The sequence below is a fragment of the Microbacterium resistens NBRC 103078 genome, from assembly GCF_001552355.1.
Taxonomy (GTDB): Bacteria; Actinomycetota; Actinomycetes; order Actinomycetales; family Microbacteriaceae; genus Microbacterium; species Microbacterium resistens.
This window is the reverse complement of record NZ_BCRA01000037.1, coordinates 16506-36515: the sequence shown is the minus strand read 5'-3', so window position 1 is coordinate 36515 and position 20010 is coordinate 16506. Positions and strand designations below refer to the sequence as shown.

Genomic DNA, 20010 nt, shown 5'->3' with positions numbered 1-20010 from the left:
CTGGCGCTCCGCGGCCTCCACCCCGTCGCGTAGCACCTGCCCGAGCAGGGCAGCCACCGGCAGCGCGAGCGTCAGGGCGGGGAGGACGAGGGTCGCGGGGTTGCGCGCGCCCGAGACCGGGAACCATCCGAGCCCGAAGGCGAAGACGCTGAGCAGGAGGAGCCCGATCCAGAACACCGGGGAGGAGAGGACGACGAGCTCGACAGCGGCCGTGATCCCGCGGGCCGCCGGGCCGCGGACGAGGAGCGCGACGGACATGGCGAGCACGACCGCGATGAGCAGAGCCAGTGCCGTGAGCTGGACGGTCGCGCCGAGCTGCCGACCGATCACCTCGGCGACCGGCATCCGGAGCTGGTAGGACTCGCCCAGGTCGCCGCGCAGCAGCTGGCCGAGGTAGGCGACGTACTGCTCCAGCGGCGGGCGGTCCAGACCGAGCTCCGCGCGGATCCGCTCTTTCACCGCCTCGCCCACCTGCGCCTGGGGGCCGAGCATGACCTCGACGGGGTCGCCGGGGATGACCCGGAACGCGAGGAAGGCGAGGGTCGCCGCGGCCCACAGCACGAAGACGACGGAGCCGATCGCCTCGGCGACCCGGATCAGGCGTCGTCGCACGGCGCCGCGCGACTTCCGCGCCCGAGCACGCATCCCGCGTCGGCGCGGGTCAGTCGGCCACACGGACGCCGAAGAAGAGCGGGCGTCCGTAGAGGTCGTAGCCCAGCCCCTGGACGCGCTCCCCCACCGCCGTCACGCTGGACGGGACGTAGAGCGGCACGATCGCCACGTGCTCCGCGTTCCACTCCTGAAGACCCCGGTAGATCTCGGCCCGGGCCGAGGCGTCCGTCGTGGCGACGGCCGCCTCGAGCTGGGCGTCGATCTGCGGGTCCGAGACCTGGGACGCGTTCTGGAATCCCTCGCTGTGCAGGTGGCTCCGGAGCAGATCAGCGTCGACCCCGGAGAAGCTCCAGTCCGTGAGGTCGAACGTCTTCGGCCCGTACTGCTCGTTGTAGGCGCCGGGCTCCAGCTTCTCGAGCTGGATCTCGAAGCCCACCTCGGCGAGATCGGACTGGATGGCGTTGGCCAGCGCCGCCCGGTCGTCGGGCACCGGCGTCCACGCGATCCACCGGGCGGAGAGGCGGGCGCCGTCCTTCATCCGGACGCCGTCGGCGTCGCGCTGGGTCCAGCCCGCCTCGTCCAGCAGGCGGTTCGCCAGCTCGCGATCCATCGGCCAGGTTCCCTCGAGGTCGGCGTCGTAGCCGGGCGTCGTCGGACCGAGGATGCTCCAGGCGCGCGGGTACTCGCCGAAGAAGATCTTCTCGACGGACGCGTCGATGTCGATGGCCCGCGAGAAGGCCTGACGGACCCGCTGGTCCGCGAACACGCCGTGCTTCTCGTTCAGGTAGAGCGAGTACGGCAGCCCCGGCTCCTCCTGCGCCTCGACGGTCACGTCGTCGCCGACCTCGGACACGAGGTTCGGCGGGATCTGGCTCACGAGATCGGCCTCACCGGACGACACCACCCCGACGCGCACGGACGGCTCGGGGAGGATCTGCACGCGCAGCGTCTCGAACCCTGGAGCCTCGGCACCCTCCGGCGCCCAGGCGTAGTCGGCGTTGCGCGTGTAGACGATCTCCTGGTCCGGCGTGTAGTCGGTGAGCTCGAACGGCCCCGTGCCCACCGTGATCCCCGGGCCCCCGGCCTTCAGGTCGTCGGCGGAGGAGGCCAGGACCTTGGGCGAGTAGAACCCGAGCTGAGCGGTGCTGGCCGCCTGGAGGAACGGGGCATACGGCTGCGAGAACCGCACCGTCACGGTGTGCGCGTCGACCACGTCGGTACCCGCGTAGAACTCCCCGCCGAGCATGTTCGCGGCCTGCGCGGACTCCGTGGCGGGGTCGGCGATGCGGTCGAAGTTCGCCTTGACGGCTTCGGCGTCGAACGGCTCGCCGTCGTGGAACACGACGTCGTCACGCAGCTGGAACGTGTACTCGGTGCTGTCGTCCGAGACCGTCCACTCGGTCGCGAGCCACGGCACGAACGAACCGTCGGGCTTCTGGAACACGAGCGAGTCGAGCACCGCGCGCTGCACCATGGCCGAGATGTCCAGCTGGCTCGTCTGCGGATCCATGTGCCCGGAGGACAGCAGACTGCCGTCCACGCCCCAGACGACCTCGCCGGCGCCGTCGCCGGCGTCGGACGGAGCGGCGCAGGAGCTGAGCGCGAGGGCGGCGGCCGCGGACACGGCCAGGAGGGGCAGGAGGCGACGCCGGGGCGAGATGCGCATGAAGAGTCCTCGGGAAGAGCGGACGGAACCGTCCGATGACGGGTCCTCCCAGTCTAGGGGCGCATTGTTGGACCGGATCGATCTATGCCGTTCGATGCCGCACGCGCTGCGGAGCCCGGAAACGGCGCTCTCCTAGACAGCCGGAGATGCCCGCTTCCGATCCCGCCGCCGATCTCGCCGCCGTCGAGAAGCCGCTGCTCGTCGGCGAACGCGGCGAACGCGTCCGGCGTGCCGCCGTCGAGGCGGCCGCCGCTGCCATGAGGCTCGCCGCCGAACGCGCCGAGCGTGCCCGGCGACGAGAGGCCGAGGCGTCCGTACCGGCCGCCGACGGCCTCGGTGGCACCTGGGTCCCGATGATGCTGTCCGTCATCGGCCTCTGCGTGCTTCCCGTGAGCGCGATGCCCTGGAGGCGAGACTGCTCACCGCGACGCTGTTCGTCGTCCTCACCGCGCTGGCCTCCCTCCCGTTCGCGGTGTCCTCCCTCCGGTCCGGGCGCAGCGACGAGAGCCATACCGTGCAGACCGCAGCGCTCGTGTGCACGGTGATCACCGCCGGCGCGATCACGGTCCTCGCGCGGGACCCCGGCGCGGGGGACCGGGCCGCCTCGGGGCTGCTCACGACGGTCGCGTTCGCCGGGGCGGCCGTGGCGGGAGCGGCGTCGCTGCCTCAGATCATCGTCCAACGCCGGCGGCGGAGGGCCGTCGACGAGCATCTGCGCCTCGCCCGCGAGGACTGGGGCGTCGACCCGACCCTGATCGAGAGGGCGCTGCGCCGCCAGGGGCTCCGACCGGACCCCCGGGAGGACGCCGCCTGGTCCGCGGCGTGCGCGGCGCTTCCCGCGGGATCCGACCTCGCGGAACTGTGCGCGCGATTCGGCCTCGGGACCGCGACGGTCTGGGTCGCCGGCGATCCGGACCGCGACCAGAACGGGGAGTAGCCCGGCGTCGCGCGCCCGGTCGCCGGCCCGCGGCTAGACTGGGCGCAATCCACACTCAGGCACGCTCACACGGTGCCGCATACATCGCTCGAGGAGACCTTCATGTCCGCGACCAGCCCGATCCCCGACAAGCCCGCCCTCGAAGGACTCGAAGCGAAGTGGGGCCAGACCTGGTCGGACCAGGGGACGTACCTGTTCGACCGCCTCCGCGCCGCCGAGGCCGGTCGCGACGGCGTGTACTCGATCGACACCCCTCCCCCGACGGCATCGGGGAGCCTGCACATCGGCCACGTGTTCTCGTACACGCACACCGACATCAAGGCACGCTTCGAGCGCATGCGCGGCAAGACCGTGTTCTACCCCATGGGCTGGGACGACAACGGGCTTCCCACCGAGCGCCGCGTGCAGAACTACTACGGCGTGCGCTGCGACCCGTCCCTGCCGTACGACCCCGACTTCGCTCCCCCGTTCGAGGGCGGCGACAACAAGTCCAGCCGCGCCGCCGATCAGCTCCCCATCAGCCGACGCAACTTCATCGAGCTGTGCGAGCGGCTCACGGTCGAGGACGAGAAGCAGTTCGAGGCGCTGTTCCGCCAGCTCGGGCTGAGCGTGGACTGGACGCAGACCTACCGCACGATCTCCGACGACACGATCCGGCAGAGCCAGCTCGCGTTCCTGCGCAACCTGGAGCGCGGCGAGGCCTACCAGTCGCTCGCGCCGACGCTGTGGGACATCGACTTCCGGTCCGCGATCGCGCAGGCCGAGCTCGAGGATCGCGAGCAGCCCGCCGCCTACCACACGATCGAGTTCCCCTTCGCGGACGGATCCGGGACGATCGCGATCGACACGACGCGCCCGGAGCTGCTCCCGGCGTGCATCGCGATCGTGACGCACCCCGAGGGACCCCACAAGCACCTCATCGGCACCCGAGTGCGGACGCCGTTCTTCGGCGCCGAGATCGAGATCCACGGGCACCACCTCGCGCAGCCCGACAAGGGGACGGGCGCGGCGATGGTCTGCACCTTCGGCGACGTGACCGACATCGTGTGGTGGCGGGAGCTGCGCACGGCCGCGGACGAGTCCCTGCCGAACATGACCACGATCGGACTGGACGGCCGGTTCCTCGCCGAGGCGCCCGCCGCCGTCGCCGACGACGACGCCCGCGCCTGGTACGCCGAGAACATGGCGGGCAAGACCGTGTTCAGCGCGCGCAAGGCGCTCGTGGAGAAACTGCAGGAGACCGGCGCCATGACGGCCGTCGGCAAGCCCTTCCAGCACGCGGTGAAGTTCTTCGAGAAGGGCGACCGCCCGCTGGAGATCGTGTCGACGCGGCAGTGGTACATCCGCAACGGCGCCCGGGACGAGACGCTTCGCGATCAGCTCCTCGCCCACGGCAAGGAACTGACCTGGCACCCGGACTTCATGCGCGTGCGCTACGAGAACTGGACCGGCGGCCTCACGGGCGACTGGCTGGTGTCGCGCCAGCGGTTCTTCGGCGTCCCGATCCCGATCTGGTACGCGCTGGACGAGAACGGCGAGCGCGACTACGACCGCGTCCTGACCCCGGACCTCGCCTCGCTGCCCGTCGACCCCACCACCGACGTCCCGCCCGGGTACCGCGAGGACCAGCGCGGAGTGCCGGGCGGGTTCGACGCGGAGAAGGACATCCTGGACACCTGGGCGACCTCGTCCCTCACCCCGCAGCTCGCGGGAGGCTGGCAGCGCGATCAGGAGCTGTGGGATCTGGTCGCGCCGTTCGACCTGCGACCGCAGGGGCAGGACATCATCCGCACCTGGCTCTTCTCGACGATGCTCCGATCCACCCTGGAGGACGGCCGCTCGCCGTGGCGCAACGCCGCGATCTCCGGGTTCATCGTGGACCCCGACCGCAAGAAGATGTCCAAGTCGAAGGGCAACGTGGTCACCCCGGCCGACATCCTCGACGCCCACGGGTCCGACGCGGTGCGCTACTGGTCCGCGTCGAGCCGGCTCGGCATGGATGCGGCCTTCGACCCGCAGAACCCGACGCAGGTGAAGATCGGCCGCCGCCTGGCGATCAAGATCCTCAACGCCGCGAAGTTCGTCCTCTCGTTCCCCGTGCCCGAGGGCGCGCAGGTCACGCATGCCCTGGACGCCTCGATGCTCGCCGCCCTCGACCGCGTCGTGGTCGAGGCGACCGCCGCCTACGAGAACTACGACCAGGCGCGCGCGCTGGAGATCACCGAGGCGTTCTTCTGGACCTTCTGCGACGACTATCTGGAGCTCGTGAAGGAGCGCGCCTACGACCGGACGGACGTCGGCCAGGCCTCCGCGGCGCTCGCGCTCCGGCTGGCGCTGTCCACGCTGCTGCGTCTGCTCGCCCCGATCGTGTCGTTCGCGACCGAGGAGGCATGGTCCTGGTTCGAGGAGGGCTCGATCCACACCGCCGCGTGGCCGGCGCCGCTGGGCACGGACGGCGACCCTGCGGTGCTGGCGACCGCGAGTGAGGCGCTGATCGGCATCCGACGGGCCAAGACCGAGGCGAAGGCCTCGCAGAAGACGCCGGTGTCGCACGCGACCGTCTCCGCGCCGGCGGATCGCCTGGAGGCGCTGCGCGCCGCCGCCGAGGACCTCCGCGCCGTCGGGCGCATCGCCCGGCTCGATCTCGCAGAGGGCGAGGAACTGAGGGTCACCGACATCGAGCTGGCCCCCGTGGAGGCGTCGTCATGATGCAGCTGGGGACGCGCTGGGCCGCGGGATCCGAGCCGCCGGCGTCCGTTCCGGCGGCGCTGCGCCCCGCGATCGCGGAGGCCGAGGCGCGCAGCGTCGCCGACGGCACGCTGAGCCTCGCGACCGGCCCCCTCAACGTCCTGCGGGGCACGTGGACGCTCACCTGGCTCGAGGGTCGGCCGATCGCCGAGCTCGACACGGGCTGGGAGGTCCAGCGCACCGCGACCGGCGAGGTCGTCGTCCGTCCGTTCGAGGACTGACCCGGTCGGCTCTCCTCCGCCGAGACCCCCTCTCCGCACCGAGACCCCCTCTGAGATACGTCTTTCAGGGGGGGTCTCGGCGGTGCGAGGGGGTCTCGACGGAACGGATCGCCCGGCGCGACGCCGACCCGGGTCAGGCCACCGCGGCCCGCGCGGCGACGAAGGCCGCGACGCAGCGCTCGACCTGCTCCGGCGTGTGCGCGGCGGACAGCTGCACCCGGATCCGCGCCTTCTCACGCGGGACCACCGGGAAGCTGAAGGCGGTCACGTAGACGCCCTGCCTCTGCATCTCCGCCGCGATCCGCGCCGTGAGCACGGCATCGCCGAACATGACCGGCACGATCGGGTGCTCGCCGTGAAGGAGGTCGAACCCCTCCTCGGTCATACGCGCGCGGAACAGTGCCGCGTTGTCGCGCAGCCGTGCGCGAAGAGCGCCAGACCCCTCGACGAGATCGAGCGCCGTGAGCGTGCCCGCCACGATCGAAGGGGCCAGCGTGTTGGAGAACAGGTACGGGCGCGCACGCTGACGCAGCAGCGCGACGATGTCCTCGTGGGCGGCGACGTACCCGCCCGAGGCCCCGCCCAGCGCCTTGCCGAACGTCCCCGTGTAGATGTCGACCCGGCCCTCGACGCCGCACAGCTCCGGCGTTCCCCGCCCGTGCTCGCCGACGAACCCCACCGCGTGCGAGTCGTCCACGAAGACCAGCGCGTCGTACCGCTCCGCGAGATCGCAGATCTCCGCCAGCGGAGCGATGTACCCGTCCATGGAGAACACCCCGTCGGTCACGATCACGCGGAACCGCGCGTCCTGAGAGGCCCGGAGCTGCTCCTCCAGATCCGCCATGTCACGGTTGCGGTATCGCAGCCTCCGCGCCTTGGAGAGCCGGATGCCGTCGATGATCGAGGCGTGGTTGAGCTCGTCCGAGATGATCGCGTCCTCGGCCGAGAACAGCGTCTCGAAGACACCGCCGTTCGCATCGAAGCACGAAGAGAAGAGGATCGCGTCGTCGGTTCCGAGGAACGCGGCCAGGCGCCGTTCGAGCTCGAGATGCTGCTCCTGCGTGCCGCAGATGAAGCGCACGCTGGCCAGGCCGTAGCCCCAGTCGTCCAGAGCCGACTTGGCGGCCTCACGGATCCGCTCGTCGTCGGCCAGGCCCAGGTAGTTGTTCGCGCAGAAGTTCAGCACCTCCGCGCCATCCGCGATGATCTCGGCGCTCTGCGGGCCGCGGATGCCGCGCTCGTGCTTCGTCAGCCCGGCCTGCTCGATCCCGTCCAGCTCCGCGGCGACGTGCGCCTGGAATGCCCCGTACATGTGGTTTCTCCTTGTCGTGCGGCTCAGAGCCGCGTCCAGTCGAGGATGATCTTCCCGGTCCCTGCCGATGCGGCGGCGTCGAATCCACGCTCCCAGTCCGAGGCCGGGATGACATCGGCGATGATCCGGCCGATGGCGTCGCGCAGCGCCGGGCTCGTCTGGAGCATCGCCCCCATGGCGTTCCAGGTCTCGAACATCTCGCGCCCGTAGATGCCCTTGATCGTCAGCATGTGCGTCACGATCTTGCCCCAGTCCACGCCGAAGGGCGCGCTGGGCAGCCCCAGCATCGCGATGCGACCGCCGTGGTTCATGTTCTCGATCATGGTCGGCAGCGCCGCAGGCGCCCCGCTCATCTCGAAGCCCACGTCGAAGCCCTCCTTCATTCCGAGAGCCTTCTGGGCGTCGCGCACGTCGGAGCGCGACACGTCCACGACCTCGTCGGCGCCCATCGCCCGTGCCAGCTCCAGCCGCGGGGCGCTGATGTCCGTGGCGGTGATGAATCGCGCCCCGGCGTGGCGGGCGACGGCGATCGCCATGAGCCCGATCGGGCCGCAGCCGGTGACCAGGACGTCCTCCCCGATGACGGGGAACGCGAGCGCGGTGTGCACGGCGTTGCCGAGCGGGTCGAAGATCGCGCCGAGCTCCGGTTGAACGTCCGGGTTGTGCACCCAGACGTTCGCCGCGGGCAGAGCGAGGTACTCGGCGAACGCGCCGTCGCGGTGCAGGCCGAGTCCGATCGTGCGGATGCACATCTGGCGTCGGCCCGCCCGGCAGTTGCGGCACATCCCGCACACGATGTGCCCTTCCCCGGATACCCGGTCGCCGACCTTGATGTCGTGGGCGAGGGCTCCGACCTCCACGACCTCTCCGTAGAACTCGTGCCCGGGGATGAGCGGGGCACGGATCTCGGAAGCCGCCCAGTCGTCCCACCGGCGGATGTGCAGATCGGTGCCGCAGATGCCGGTCCGCAGCACGCGGATGACCACCTCGTCCGGTCCCGCCACCGGATCCGGGCGATCCACGAGCGCCAGGCCCTCGTGCGGGCCGTCCTTGTACAGAGCCTTCATGCTCCGATCACACCCCGACGCTCGTTGAAGATCAATGACCAGTTCCTGGATCAACGATTCAGTCATGCTTCATCCGATGCGGAATCCGTGCTTGGATGGACCGATGCACCTGCACCAGCTCCAGATCCTCCGGGAGCTCGGAGCGCTCGGGAGCGTGACCGCTGTCGCCGAGGCGCTGCACGTGTCCCCCTCCGCCGTCTCGCAGCAGCTCGCCGCGCTCCAGCGCGGCGTGGCGACCCCGCTCACCCGGCGGCAGGGGCGCACGCTCGTGCTCACCGCGGCGGGCGAGGTTCTCGCCGAGGCCGGAGCCACGGCGCTCGATGCCATGGCGGCGGCGCGCAACGCGGTGGACCGGTTCGAGGCCTCGCCCGCCGGGATCGTGACCGTGAGCGGATTCCTCAGTGCCGCGCAGGCGCTGTTCGGCCCGCTCATCCGTGAGCTGGGCGGCGGCGACGCGCCGTCGGTGCGGTTCACGGACGAAGACGTCGCACAGAGCGAGTTCCCCGGGCTCACTGCGCGGTACGACCTCGTGCTCGCCCATCGCATGGAGCACAGTCCGCCCTGGCCCCGCAGCGGCATCCGCGTGGTGCCTCTCGCCGCGGAGCCGCTCGACGTCGCGCTCTCGCCGACGCACGCGCTCGCCGCGCGGACGCGGCTCGCACCCGAGGAGGTCGTCGGCGAGCGGTGGGTCACCAGCCGCGCCGGGTACTCCCCCGACGACGTGCTGCGCGCGATCGCCGCGGTCACGAACCGCCCGGTCGACGTGGTGCATCGGATCAACGACTACGGGGTCGCGGCCTCCGTCATCGCCGCCGGGGATGTCGTCGGGATGCTGCCGCGCTACACCTCGGTGGTGGCCGACGCCACGGGCGTCGTGCGTCGTCCGCTCACGGGGGTGAGCACCAACCGCATGATCGACCTCCTCGCACGGCCGGAGAACCTGCGGCGCCGGTCGGTGCGCCTCGTCGCCGAGGCCTTGGAGCGGGTGATGGCGACGCTCACGGCGTGACGCGACCGCTGTCCGCGAGCCCGCCCCTAGGCTCGGAGGATGACCGCCGACGCGAACCCGTTGCTTGCGCCCTCGCCGCTGCCCTACGCGCTCCCCGACTACTCCGTCATCCGCCCCGAGCACTACCTTCCCGCCTTCCACGCGGGGTTCGCGCAGCAGCGTGCCGAGGTCCGCGCCATCGCGGACGACCCGGCGGCGCCGACGTTCGAGAACACGATCGAGGCCCTCGAGCACAGCGGAGAGCTGCTGGATCGCGTCGCCCATGCGTTCTACACGGTCAGCTCGGCGGACGCCACCGAGGACATCCAGGCGATCGACGAGGAGCTGGCGCCCCTCATGTCCGCGCACCAGGACGCCATCAGCCTCGATCCCGCCCTCTTCGCCCGCGTCACGGCGGTGAACGACCAGCTCGGGCAGCGGTCCGATCTCACCGCGGAACAGCGCTACCTGACGCATCGCCGGCACCGCGAGATGCTGCTGTCGGGGGCCGGACTGGACGCCGAGTCGAAGGCGAGACTGACGGCGCTGAACCAGCGGCTGTCCGCGCTCGGGACGGCCTTCGAGAAGAACCTGCTCGCCGAGACGAACGACCTCGCGGTCGTCTTCGAGGACGCCGACGAGCTTGCCGGTCTCAGCGCCGGGGAGCTCTCGGCCGCCGCGCGTGCCGCCGCGGAGCGCGGTCTCGACGGACGCTACCTCGTGACCCTGCCGCTGTTCACCGGGCACCCGTACCTGTCCGCCCTGCGTCATCGCGAGAGCCGGCGGAGGATCATGGCGGCCTCGCGGTCCCGGGCCTCGCGAGGCGGGCCCCACGACAACCGCGGGGTACTGGCCGAGATCGCCGTCCTCCGCGCCGAGCGCGCGCAGCTGCTCGGCCACGGCTCGCATGCCGCCGCCGTGACCGCGGACGAGACCGCCGGCACCCCCGAGGCGGTCGAGCGCATGCTGAAGGACCTGGCGCGTCCGGCGGCACGCAACGCCGCGGCGGAGAAGGCCGCGCTCCAGCGCATCGTCGACGACACGGAGCCGGAGCCCTTCCGGATCGAGGCCCACGACTGGGCCTTCTACACGGAGAGACTGCGCACGCAGCGCTACGACATCGACTCGGCGGCCCTGCGGCCCTGGTTCGAGGCCGAGCGGGTCCTCCACGACGGGGTCTTCGCCGCGGCCACGGACCTGTACGGCATCACGTTCGCCGAGCGACCAGACCTGCCGGCCTACCACCATGACGCGCGGGTCTTCGAGGTGTTCGAGGAGGACGGGTCGCCGCTCGGGCTGTACGTCCTCGACCTCTACACCCGCGACAGCAAGCGCGGCGGCGCGTGGATGAACCCGATCGTCTCCCAGTCGGCGCTGCGCGGCACCCTCCCCGTCGTGGCGAACAACCTCAACGTCGCGCGTCCCGGCGACGGCGAGGCGACCCTGCTGACGCTCGACGAGGTCACGACCCTGTTCCACGAGTTCGGGCACGCGCTGCACGGCCTGCTCGCCCGGGTGACGTACCCGCACTTCTCGGGGACGAACGTCTTCCGGGACTTCGTGGAGTTCCCGAGTCAGGTCAACGAGATGTGGATCCTCTGGCCGGAGGTCGTCGCGCGGTACGCGCGCCACCACGAGACGGGCGAGCCCCTTCCCGCGCATCTCGTCGAGACCTTGAGGGCGACGGAGGCCTTCGGTCAGGGCTTCGCCACGAGCGAGTATCTCGCCGCCGCCTGGCTGGATCAGGCGATCCACCGGATCGGCCCCGGCGACAGCCTGGACGACATCGGCGGGTTCGAGGCCGCGGCGCTGGCCGAGATCGGGCTCGACGATCCCGCGGTGCCCCCGCGGTACTCGGCCGCGTATTTCGCGCACGTCTTCTCCGGCGGATACAGCGCGGGGTACTACTCCTACATCTGGAGCGAGGTCCTCGATGCCGACACGGTCGAGTGGTTCCGGGAGAACGGCGGCCTCACCCGGGAGAACGGCGAGCGGTTCCGGCGCCGCCTTCTGGGCGTCGGAGGTTCGAAGGACCCGCGGGAGGCGTACCGCGACTTCCGTGGGCGGGACGCGGAGATCGGCCCGCTCCTGAAGCGGCGCGGCCTGGACGCCTGACCGTGGCGCCCCGCGTCCGTCGTGCAGCGCCTATCCTGGCCGTGGGATACGCGGACGCGATCCTTCTCTCGAGCCCGGAGGCCCCATGACCGCGTTCCCCGAACAGCCCTTCGGCGCCGCCGATGCCCTCACGCTCGACGCCGTCCCGCTGGCGGTGATCCGGCACGATGGGCTCCGCATCGCGGACCTGCGCGACGTGTTCGACACCGGCTACCGCGAGATCGGCGCGGCCTTCGCCAGCGGTGAGCTGATTCCGACCGGGCCGGCCATCGCGGCATACTTCGGTGACCCCCGCGAGTCGTTCGACCTGGAGCTCGGGTTCCCGGTCGCGGACGCGCCGGCGGAGCCGATCCCCACCGCGTCCGGAGCACGGATCATCGCATCGGCGTTGCCGACCGGCCCGGCGGTGGCGACCACCGTCCACGGGTCCTACGAGAATCTCGGAGCGGGTTGGATGACCCTGGCCGAACGCGCGGCGGCCGACGGCGGTCGCCCGCGCGGGATCTGGATCGAGGTGTACGTCTCTGATCCGGGGACGAATCCCGCCGATCTGCGCACCGACCTGATCCTCCCCCTCGCCTGAGACGCCGCGGGCGCGCTCAGGCGCTCTTGCGCTTGCGGTTCAGCACGAGCGTGGGCGGAGCGCCCTCATCGACGGCTGCGCGCGTGACGACGACCTTGGACACGTCTTCGCTCGACGGGATCTCGAACATGATCGGGCCGAGCACGTCCTCCAGGATCGCCCGGAGTCCGCGCGCGCCGGTCTTGCGCTCCACGGCCAGGTCGGCGATGGAGCGCAGCGCCTCCTCCTCGAACTCCAGTTCCACGCCGTCCAGCTGGAACATCCGCTCGTACTGCTTGACGAGGGCGTTGCGCGGGCCGGTGAGGATGTCGATGAGGGCGGCCTGGTCGAGCGGGGACACCGAGGCGACGACGGGCAGACGACCGATGAACTCCGGGATCAGACCGAACTTGTGCAGGTCCTCCGGCAGGACCTCGCTGAAGAGGTCCAGGTCCTTCCCCTTGTCGTGCAGCGGAGCGCCGAAACCGACCCCGTGCTTGCCGACACGGGAGGAGATGATGTCCTCCAGCCCGGCGAAGGCGCCCGCGACGATGAAGAGCACGTTCGTCGTGTCGATCTGCAGGAACTCCTGGTGCGGGTGCTTGCGTCCGCCCTGTGGCGGGACCGAGGCCACCGTGCCCTCGAGGATCTTCAGGAGGGCCTGCTGCACCCCCTCACCGGACACGTCCCGGGTGATCGACGGGTTCTCCGCCTTGCGGGCGATCTTGTCGACCTCGTCGATGTAGATGATGCCCTGCTCCGCGCGCTTGACGTCGTAGTCGGCGGCCTGGATCAGCTTGAGGAGGATGTTCTCCACGTCCTCGCCGACGTAGCCCGCCTCGGTGAGCGCGGTCGCGTCCGCCACCGCGAACGGCACGTTCAGCCGCTTCGCGAGCGTCTGGGCGAGATAGGTCTTGCCGCACCCGGTCGGCCCGATGAGCAGGATGTTGCTCTTCGCGATCTCGACCTCGTCCGCCTTCTGCTCGGCGGGCTGCAGCGTCCCGTGCGCGCGCACGCGCTTGTAGTGGTTGTAGACGGCCACGGCCAGCGCCTTCTTCGCCGGCTCCTGACCGACGACGTACTCCTCGAGGAAGGAGAAGATCTCGCGCGGCTTGGGCAGTTCGAAGTCCGCCACCGCCCCGCCGGCCGACTCCGCCATCCGCTCCTCGATGATCTCGTTGCAGAGCTCGACGCATTCGTCGCAGATGTAGACGCCGGGGCCGGCGATCAGCTGCTGCACCTGCTTCTGGCTCTTTCCGCAGAAAGAGCACTTGAACAGGTCGGCGCTCTCACCGATTCGTGCCATTCGCGGCCTCCTCCAGGCTCCCTGAGATCGTCCTTCGAGCCTAACCGGTGCATCCGACAGCGGCGCGGAGCGGCGCGCATCGCGTCGGATCGCATCCGCGCGGCGACCGCCCGTCTTCCGCTGCCGCCCGGCTCACCCGGGATCGCGCAGGAACACGGCGAGGGCCCGCACCGTCAGACGGCGGTGCGGGCCCTCGCCTCCGCGGCTCGGTCCGGATCCCGGCTCAGACCATGCTCTTCGTGTGCCAGACGGTCTTCGTCTCCACGAACGCGGTGATCCTCTCCAGGGACGGGTCGACCGCCGCCGTGCCGGACACCGGCGGCAGCACGCGCTTCAGCGTCTCGGCGGCGGCGATCTGCAGATCGACCCAGTCGAGCTCGCCCGCGCCGGCGAGATCCAGCGCGTTGACGTCGGCGTGCGAGGCCAGCCACGGGGCGATCTCGGCCGGCGACCCGGTCAGCACGTTCACCACCCCGCCGGGGACATCGCTCGTGGCGAGAACCTCCGCGAGGCTGATCGCGGACAGCGGGTAGCGCTCGCTCGCCACCGCCACGACGGCGTTGCCCGTGACCAGCGCGGGCGCGAGCACCGACACCAGCCCGAGCAGCGCCGAGTCCTGCGGGGCCACGACGACGACCACTCCGGTCGGCTCGGGGACGGAGATGTTGAAGTACGGCCCGGCGACGGGATTGGCGTTGCCCGCGACCTGGGCGTACTTGTCGCACCAGCCCGCGTACCAGACCCACAGGTCGATCGCGGCGTCCACCTGCGCGCCGGCCGCCGCGGCGGAGACCCCCTCCTGGGCGGCGATCTCGTCGATGAACTGCGCGCGCCGGCCCTCGAGGATCTCGGCGACGCGGTAGAGGACCTGACCGCGGTTGTACGCCGTGGCCCCGGACCAGCCCTTCACGGCCGCCCTCGCCGCGACGACCGCGTCCCGCGCGTCCTTGCGCGAGGCCTTCGCGGCGTTCGCCAGGAAGGCGCCCATCGCCGACTGCACCTCGTAGGTGCGTCCGGACTCGCTGCGCGGGAAGGCGCCGCCGATGGCCAGCTTGTACGTCTTGGGTACCGTCAGCCGCTTGCTCACGCCGCTGCTCCCTTCAGGTAGGCCGTCAGCCCGTGTCGTCCGCCTTCGCGGCCGTATCCGGACTCCTTGTATCCGCCGAACGGGCTGGAGGGGTCGAAACGGTTGAAGGTGTTCGCCCACACGACCCCGGCGCGCAGGCGGTCGGCGACGGCGAGGATCCGCGACCCCTTGTCGCTCCAGATCCCCGCGGAGAGGCCGTAAGGGGTGTTGTTCGCCTTCGCGATCGCCTCGGCCGGAGTCCGGAAGGTCAGCACGGACAGCACGGGCCCGAAGACCTCCTCCCGGGCGATGCGGTGCGACGCCTCGACGCCGGTGAAGATCGTCGGGGCGAACCAGAAGCCCTTGTCCGGGATCACGCAGTCCGCGGTCCATCGCTCGGCGCCCTCGGCCTCGCCGATGTCACTGAGCTCGCGGATGCGGGCCAGCTGGGCGGCGGAGTTGATCGCGCCGATGTCGGTGTTCTTGTCGAGCGGGTCGCCGAGCCGGAGGGTCGAGAGCCTGCTCTTCAGACGGTCGAGCACCTCGTCCTGGATCGATTCCTGCACGAGCAGCCGGCTGCCGGCGCAGCAGACGTGGCCCTGGTTGAAGAAGATGCCGTTGACGATGCCCTCCACGGCCTGATCGATCGGCGCGTCGTCGAACACGATGTTCGCGGCCTTGCCGCCCAGCTCCAGCGTCAGCCTCTTGGGGGTGCCGGCGACGGCCTTCGCGATGTCCCGGCCCACCGCGGTCGACCCCGTGAAGGCGACCTTGTCGACGTCGGGGTGCCGGACGAGGGCGGCGCCGGTCGCCCCGGCACCGGTGACGATGTTGACGACGCCCGGCGGCAGATCCGCCTGCTGCAGGATCTCGGCGAAGAGCAGGGCGGTGAGGGGCGTCGTCTCGGCCGGCTTGAGCACGACCGTGTTGCCCGCCGCGAGCGCCGGGGCGAGCTTCCAGGCGAGCATCAGCAGCGGGAAGTTCCAGGGGATGACCTGTCCGGCGACGCCGAGCGACGCCGGGTTGGCCCCGAGGCCGGCGTGATCCAGCTTGTCCGCCCACCCCGCGTAGTAGAAGAACCAGGCCGCGACGAGCGGCACGTCGACATCGCGGCTCTCCTTGATCGGCTTGCCGTTGTCGAGGCTCTCCGCCACGGCGAGCTCGCGCGCGCGCTCCTGCACGAGGCGGGCGATGCGGAACAGGTACTTGCCGCGGTCGCGACCGCTCATGCGCGACCAGGTCTTCTCATAGGCGCGTCGTGCTGCGGCGACCGCGCGGTCGACGTCCTGCTCGTCCGCCGACGCGATCTCCGCGATGCGGGACTCGTCGGACGGGGAGATGGTGACGAAGCTCGGGCCCGCGCCGTCGACGAACTCGCCGTCGATGAACAGCCCGTAGCTGTCGCGCAGGTTCAGGATCGCCGTGGACTCCGGCGCCGGAGCGTATTCCAGGAATGACATGCGTGCTCCTAGTCGATCGTGACGTAGTCGGGGCCGGAGTAGTGGCCGGAGGTGAGCTTCTGCCGCTGCAGCAGGACGTCGTTGAGCAGGCTCGACGCGCCGAAGCGGAACAGGTGCGGCTGCAGCCAGTCCTCCCCGGCCGTCTCCGCGACCGTGACGAGGTACCGGACCGCGTCCTTGGACGAACGGATCCCGCCGGCCGGCTTCACGCCGATCCGCTCCCCCGTCGCCCGATGCCAGTCGCGCACCGTCTCCAGCATGAGCAGCGTCGTCGGCAGCGTCGCTGCGGGCTGGACCTTGCCGGTCGAGGTCTTGATGAAGTCCCCGCCCGCGAGGATGCCGAGCCACGACGCGCGCTTGATGTTGTCGTAGGTGTTGAGCTCGCCGGTCTCCAGGATCACCTTGAGAGAGGCGTAGCTGCCGTCCTCACGGCGGCAGGCCTCCTTCACCCGGGCGATCTGGTCGAACACCTGGCCGTAGCGCCCCGCCAGGAACGCGCCGCGGTCGATCACCATGTCGATCTCGTCGGCACCTGCCGCCACGGCGTCCGCCGTGTCGGCGAGCTTGATGTCCAGCGAGGCGCGACCGGAGGGGAAGGCCGTGGCGACCGCGGCCACCGAGATGAGCCCGTCGTCGGGATCCCCGTGCATCGCGCCGAGCGCTTCCACGGCGTGCGGGACCATGTCCCCGTAGACGCACACCGCCGCGACCCGCGGAGTGGACGGGTCCGCGGCGTCGGGGGTCCTCGCCTTCGCGACGAGCGAGCGCACCTTGCCCGGGGTGTCCGCGCCTTCGAGGGTCGTGAGATCGATCAGCGAGATGATCCGATCCAGCGCCCACGCCTTGGACGAGGTCTTGATCGACCGCGTCGCCAGGCCCGCGGCGCGCTGCTCGAGACCGACGGCGTCCACCCCCGGGAGGCCGTGCAGGAAGCGGCGCAGCGTGAGGTCGTCGGGCTCTGCGCCCAGCACCTCCACGGCTGTCCTGCGGGTGAGTTCGCGTGTGGTCACTTGTCCTCCAGGAGGGTCAGGGCGGTCTCCTCATCGGTGACCACCGCGGTGCACAGGCCCGCCGCGACGACGGTCCGCGCGATGTCGTGCTTGGCGGTTCCGGCCGTGACGAAGACGGCCGTCTCCGCCGCGCGCAAGCGCTCCAGCGGCAGGCCGACGGTGCGGGCGTCGAGCTCGGGGTCGACGGTGTTCCCGTCGGCGTCGATGTAGCGTCCGAGGACGTCTCCCACCGCGCCGCGACGGGCCAGCTCGTCGATGTCGCCGGGTTCGAGGTATCCGTTCTCAACGTGCGCGGACCGGTGGTCGCACGCCCCTGCCGTGAACAGATAGGTGTCGGCCGCGGCGGCGAGATCGAGGACACCGGCGACGGTGCGGTCCGCCTCGATCGCCTGCTTCGTCTCGAGCCTCTCGAGGATCGCCGGGCTCGGCAGGAGCGCGACACGGCCGGAGGCACGCTGGGCGATCGTCGACGCCAGCGTCGCCGCTCCGCCGGGACGCCGGTTGACGCTCACGCCGCCGTTCATCTGCACCACGGTCACGCCGTGCGCCCAGCCCTGGGGAAGATGTTCGGAGACCGCCGTGAGCGTACGCCCCCAGCTCACCCCGAGCGTGCGCGGTACCGGCCGAAGGGCCGCGAGGTGGTCGGCCGCGGCCTGCGCGACGCGATCGAGCAGGTCCGCCTCGTCCGCGACGGCCGGGACGACGACCGCGTCCGCGAGGCCGAACCGCTCGCGCAGCGCCCGCTCGACCCCGAGGCGACGGGCACGCGGATGGATGATCTCGATCCGGACGATGCCGTCGCTGCGGGCCTGGGCCAGGAGCCGGCCCACCTTCCATCGAGAGATGCCGAGCAGCGAGCCGATCTCGTCCTGGGTGCGGTCCTCGTCGTAGTACAGCTCGGCCACGCGCACGGCGAGCAGCTCGTCGTCCGGGGCCGGGGTGGGGGTCACCCTCCCGAGGATACGCGTGTTCCCACACTCGCGCACGCCTTTGCTCATATGCGCAGAGAGCTCCCGGCGCCTGCGCAATCGCGGGGACGACGAAGGGGCGGAACCGGATTCCCGGCCCGCCCCTTCGACGTCGTCTCGTCAGCTCAGCGCCTGGCGCTTCCGGCTCGTGAGGACCTGGTCCACGATGCCGTAGTCCTTGGCCTCCTCCGCCGACAGGATCTTGTCGCGATCGATGTCGCGGTTCACCTGCTCGGGGCTCTTGCCGGTGTGGCGGGCCATCGTCTCCTCCAGCCAGGTGCGCATCCGCAGGATCTCCGCCGCCTGGATCTCGATGTCCGACGCCTGACCGTGCCCGGCCTCGCCCATCGCGGGCTGGTGCATGAGCACGCGCGCGTTCGGGAGGGCGAGGCGCTTCCCGGGCGCACCGGCCGCCAGGAGCACGGATGCCGCCGACGCCGCCTGGCCCAGCACCACGGTCTGGATCTGCGGCGCGACGTACTGCATCGTGTCGTAGATCGCCGTCATCGCGGTGAAGGAGCCACCGGGCGAGTTGATGTACATCGTGATGTCGCGCTCGGAGTCCTGGCTCTCCAGGACGAGGAGCTGAGCCATCACGTCGTCGGCCGAGGCGTCGTCCACCTGCACGCCGAGGAAGATCACTCGATCCTCGAACAGCTTGTTGTACGGGTCCTGACGCTTGAACCCGTACGCCGTGCGCTCCTCGAACTGAGGGAGCACGTAGCGGCTGGAGGGCAGGTTTCCGGCGGAGCGGAACGTGGGTGTGTACATGTGGGTCCTCTCCCGCCTTACTTGTCCGCGCCGGTTCCGCCGCCGCCGTGCACGTCGCTGGCGTGCTCGCGGATGTGGTCGACGAAGCCGTACTCCAGCGCCTCGTCCGCCGTGAACCAGCGGTCGCGGTCGCCGTCGGCGTCGATCTGCTCGACGGTCTTGCCGGTCTGCGCGGCGGTGATCTCGGCCAGGCGCTTCTTCATCGACAGGATGAGCTGCGCCTGCGTCTGGATGTCGCTCGCCGTCCCGCCGAAGCCGCCGTGGGGCTGGTGGAGGAGCACGCGAGCGTTCGGGGTGATGTAGCGCTTGCCCTTGGTGCCGCTGGTCAGCAGCAGCTGGCCCATGGAGGCCGCCATCCCGATCCCGACGGTGACGATGTCGTTCGGCACGAACTGCATCGTGTCGTAGATCGCCATGCCGGCCGTGATCGATCCGCCCGGGGAGTTGATGTAGAGGTAGATGTCCTTCTCGGGATCCTCGGCGGCGAGAAGGAGGATCTTCGCGCAGATCTCGTTCGCGTTCTCGTCCCGCACCTCGGACCCGAGCCAGATGATGCGATCCTTCAGCAGCCTGTCGAAGACACTCGTCGCGACCAGGGGTTCAGCCATTTCCGCTCCTGTTTCCGTGTTCGGTGATTCGAATCTACCGGCGTCAACGCGGCGGCCCGGCCGTGTTCGCCGTCGGCATATCAGGCGTCGTCGCGGGCGATCTCGCGCGCGTAGGCGGTCAACGACCGGTGGTAGCGCGGCAGGTGCGGGACGAGCGCGAGCAGGGCCACCGACAGGCCCTCCGCCGGGCGGCCGGCACTCGCGAGCGCCAGGGCGCGGAAGGCGGCGACCGCGTCGCGATAGGGCGAGTCCGACTCCCGCTCCTGCTCCTCCGTGAGCAGGGCGAGAGCCTCGTCGACCGCGCCGAGGTTGCGCAGCGAGCTCGCCAGCTGGATGACCGCCTGGGGTCGGTGCTCCGCGTCCAGGCCCAACGCCAGCGCGCGCCGGTACAGCGGCACCGCCTCCTCGGGGCGGCCCGCCGAGTCCCGGGCCCCCGCCCGCTCGAACTCGGCCCGCGCATCGTCGGTGCCGCGTTCGGCCGCGAGGGCGTCGATCCGCGCGATCACCTCGTCGTCGACGAGACCGCCCGATGCGGCCTCCCAGACAGCGTCGATCCGGTCGTCCCACCTCGTCATGACTGCTCCTTCCCGGGA

Annotated in this window: 18 protein-coding genes; 6 read left to right on the top strand and 12 right to left on the bottom strand. The window is 70.9% G+C overall.

The features are described 5' to 3' along the window. Positions 1–612, bottom strand: a 612-nt coding sequence (locus MR1_RS07960) for an ABC transporter permease (protein WP_255218113.1), incomplete at its 3' end; no start/stop codon positions are given. Between the two features lie 49 nt (positions 613–661). Then, a complete protein-coding gene (locus MR1_RS07955) occupies positions 662–2278 on the bottom strand; it encodes an ABC transporter substrate-binding protein (RefSeq protein ID WP_067244793.1) in 1617 nt (538 codons plus the stop codon). Positions 2279–2792: 514 nt separating this feature from the next. Here MR1_RS07955 and MR1_RS07950 point away from each other — a divergent pair. The 3 genes from MR1_RS07950 (at position 2793) to MR1_RS07940 (ending at position 6184) form a co-directional block, all read left to right on the top strand. Beyond that, entirely contained in the window at positions 2793–3215 is a 423-nt protein-coding gene (locus MR1_RS07950; protein WP_067244791.1) for a hypothetical protein, read from the top strand. Between the two features lie 102 nt (positions 3216–3317). After that, entirely contained in the window at positions 3318–5924 is a 2607-nt protein-coding gene (gene valS / locus MR1_RS07945) for a valine--tRNA ligase (protein ID WP_067244789.1), read from the top strand. Continuing rightward, positions 5921–6184, top strand: a complete 264-nt coding sequence (locus tag MR1_RS07940; RefSeq protein WP_271062558.1) for a hypothetical protein — start codon at positions 5921–5923, stop codon at positions 6182–6184. The genes valS and MR1_RS07940 overlap by 4 nt, the downstream gene beginning before the upstream one ends. 133 nt (positions 6185–6317) lie before the next feature. Here MR1_RS07940 and MR1_RS07935 read toward each other — a convergent pair whose 3' ends face one another. Continuing rightward, entirely contained in the window at positions 6318–7496 is a 1179-nt protein-coding gene (locus MR1_RS07935) for a glycine C-acetyltransferase (RefSeq protein ID WP_067244787.1), read from the bottom strand. A gap of 23 nt (positions 7497–7519) precedes the next feature. Continuing rightward, positions 7520–8563 (bottom strand): L-threonine 3-dehydrogenase, encoded by a 1044-nt coding sequence (tdh, locus tag MR1_RS07930; RefSeq protein WP_067244784.1) that lies wholly within the window; start codon positions 8561–8563, stop codon positions 7520–7522. A gap of 103 nt (positions 8564–8666) precedes the next feature. Between tdh and MR1_RS07925 the strand changes: the two genes are divergently transcribed. The 3 genes from MR1_RS07925 (at position 8667) to MR1_RS07915 (ending at position 12249) form a co-directional block, all read left to right on the top strand. Further along, positions 8667–9572: a LysR family transcriptional regulator gene (locus MR1_RS07925; protein WP_067244782.1), complete on the top strand. Its 906-nt coding sequence runs from the start codon at positions 8667–8669 to the stop codon at positions 9570–9572. A gap of 39 nt (positions 9573–9611) precedes the next feature. After that, positions 9612–11666 carry a M3 family metallopeptidase gene (locus tag MR1_RS07920; protein ID WP_067244780.1) on the top strand — a complete coding sequence of 685 codons (2055 nt, stop codon included), beginning with the start codon at positions 9612–9614 and terminating at the stop codon, positions 11664–11666. Between the two features lie 85 nt (positions 11667–11751). After that, the gene (locus MR1_RS07915; protein WP_067244777.1) at positions 11752–12249 is read left to right on the top strand and encodes a GyrI-like domain-containing protein; all 498 of its coding nucleotides are present in this window, start codon (positions 11752–11754) and stop codon (positions 12247–12249) included. A gap of 16 nt (positions 12250–12265) precedes the next feature. Here MR1_RS07915 and clpX read toward each other — a convergent pair whose 3' ends face one another. The 8 genes from clpX to MR1_RS07875 all read right to left on the bottom strand — a co-directional run bounded on the left by clpX (position 12266) and on the right by MR1_RS07875 (position 19992). Continuing rightward, entirely contained in the window at positions 12266–13534 is a 1269-nt protein-coding gene (gene clpX, locus MR1_RS07910; protein ID WP_067244775.1) for an ATP-dependent Clp protease ATP-binding subunit ClpX, read from the bottom strand. A gap of 223 nt (positions 13535–13757) precedes the next feature. Further along, a complete protein-coding gene (locus MR1_RS07905; protein ID WP_067244773.1) occupies positions 13758–14621 on the bottom strand; it encodes an aldehyde dehydrogenase family protein in 864 nt (287 codons plus the stop codon). Beyond that, positions 14618–16060, bottom strand: a complete 1443-nt coding sequence (locus MR1_RS07900) for an aldehyde dehydrogenase family protein (protein ID WP_067244771.1) — start codon at positions 16058–16060, stop codon at positions 14618–14620. Before MR1_RS07900 ends, MR1_RS07905 begins: the two co-directional genes overlap by 4 nt. A gap of 8 nt (positions 16061–16068) precedes the next feature. Further along, the gene (gene deoC, locus MR1_RS07895; protein ID WP_067244769.1) at positions 16069–17037 is read right to left on the bottom strand and encodes a deoxyribose-phosphate aldolase; all 969 of its coding nucleotides are present in this window, start codon (positions 17035–17037) and stop codon (positions 16069–16071) included. 29 nt (positions 17038–17066) lie between these two features. Beyond that, positions 17067–18020, bottom strand: a complete 954-nt coding sequence (locus MR1_RS07890; protein WP_067244766.1) for a sugar-binding transcriptional regulator — start codon at positions 18018–18020, stop codon at positions 17067–17069. A 138-nt stretch (positions 18021–18158) separates the two neighbouring features. Beyond that, positions 18159–18809, bottom strand: a complete 651-nt coding sequence (locus tag MR1_RS07885) for an ATP-dependent Clp protease proteolytic subunit (protein ID WP_067244764.1) — start codon at positions 18807–18809, stop codon at positions 18159–18161. A 17-nt stretch (positions 18810–18826) separates the two neighbouring features. Further along, positions 18827–19417: an ATP-dependent Clp protease proteolytic subunit gene (locus tag MR1_RS07880; protein ID WP_067244762.1), complete on the bottom strand. Its 591-nt coding sequence runs from the start codon at positions 19415–19417 to the stop codon at positions 18827–18829. A gap of 80 nt (positions 19418–19497) precedes the next feature. Continuing rightward, on the bottom strand, positions 19498–19992 hold the full coding sequence (locus MR1_RS07875) for a tetratricopeptide repeat protein (RefSeq protein WP_067244760.1): 495 nt from the start codon (positions 19990–19992) through the stop codon (positions 19498–19500). Positions 19993–20010: the final 18 nt, after the last annotated feature.

Bases quoted from the DNA above. Each gene is read 5' to 3' on its own strand.
- MR1_RS07955 (WP_067244793.1), bottom strand. From the start codon at position 2,278: ATGCGCATCTCGCCCCGGCGTCGCCTCCTGCCCCTCCTGGCCGTGTCC.
- valS (WP_067244789.1), top strand. From the start codon at position 3,318: ATGTCCGCGACCAGCCCGATCCCCGACAAGCCCGCCCTCGAAGGACTC.
- MR1_RS07940 (WP_271062558.1), top strand. From the start codon at position 5,921: ATGATGCAGCTGGGGACGCGCTGGGCCGCGGGATCCGAGCCGCCGGCG.
- MR1_RS07935 (WP_067244787.1), bottom strand. From the start codon at position 7,496: ATGTACGGGGCATTCCAGGCGCACGTCGCCGCGGAGCTGGACGGGATC.
- tdh (WP_067244784.1), bottom strand. From the start codon at position 8,563: ATGAAGGCTCTGTACAAGGACGGCCCGCACGAGGGCCTGGCGCTCGTG.
- MR1_RS07925 (WP_067244782.1), top strand. From the start codon at position 8,667: ATGCACCTGCACCAGCTCCAGATCCTCCGGGAGCTCGGAGCGCTCGGG.
- MR1_RS07920 (WP_067244780.1), top strand. From the start codon at position 9,612: ATGACCGCCGACGCGAACCCGTTGCTTGCGCCCTCGCCGCTGCCCTAC.
- MR1_RS07915 (WP_067244777.1), top strand. From the start codon at position 11,752: ATGACCGCGTTCCCCGAACAGCCCTTCGGCGCCGCCGATGCCCTCACG.
- clpX (WP_067244775.1), bottom strand. From the start codon at position 13,534: ATGGCACGAATCGGTGAGAGCGCCGACCTGTTCAAGTGCTCTTTCTGC.
- MR1_RS07900 (WP_067244771.1), bottom strand. From the start codon at position 16,060: ATGTCATTCCTGGAATACGCTCCGGCGCCGGAGTCCACGGCGATCCTG.
- MR1_RS07885 (WP_067244764.1), bottom strand. From the start codon at position 18,809: ATGTACACACCCACGTTCCGCTCCGCCGGAAACCTGCCCTCCAGCCGC.
- MR1_RS07880 (WP_067244762.1), bottom strand. From the start codon at position 19,417: ATGGCTGAACCCCTGGTCGCGACGAGTGTCTTCGACAGGCTGCTGAAG.
- MR1_RS07875 (WP_067244760.1), bottom strand. From the start codon at position 19,992: ATGACGAGGTGGGACGACCGGATCGACGCTGTCTGGGAGGCCGCATCG.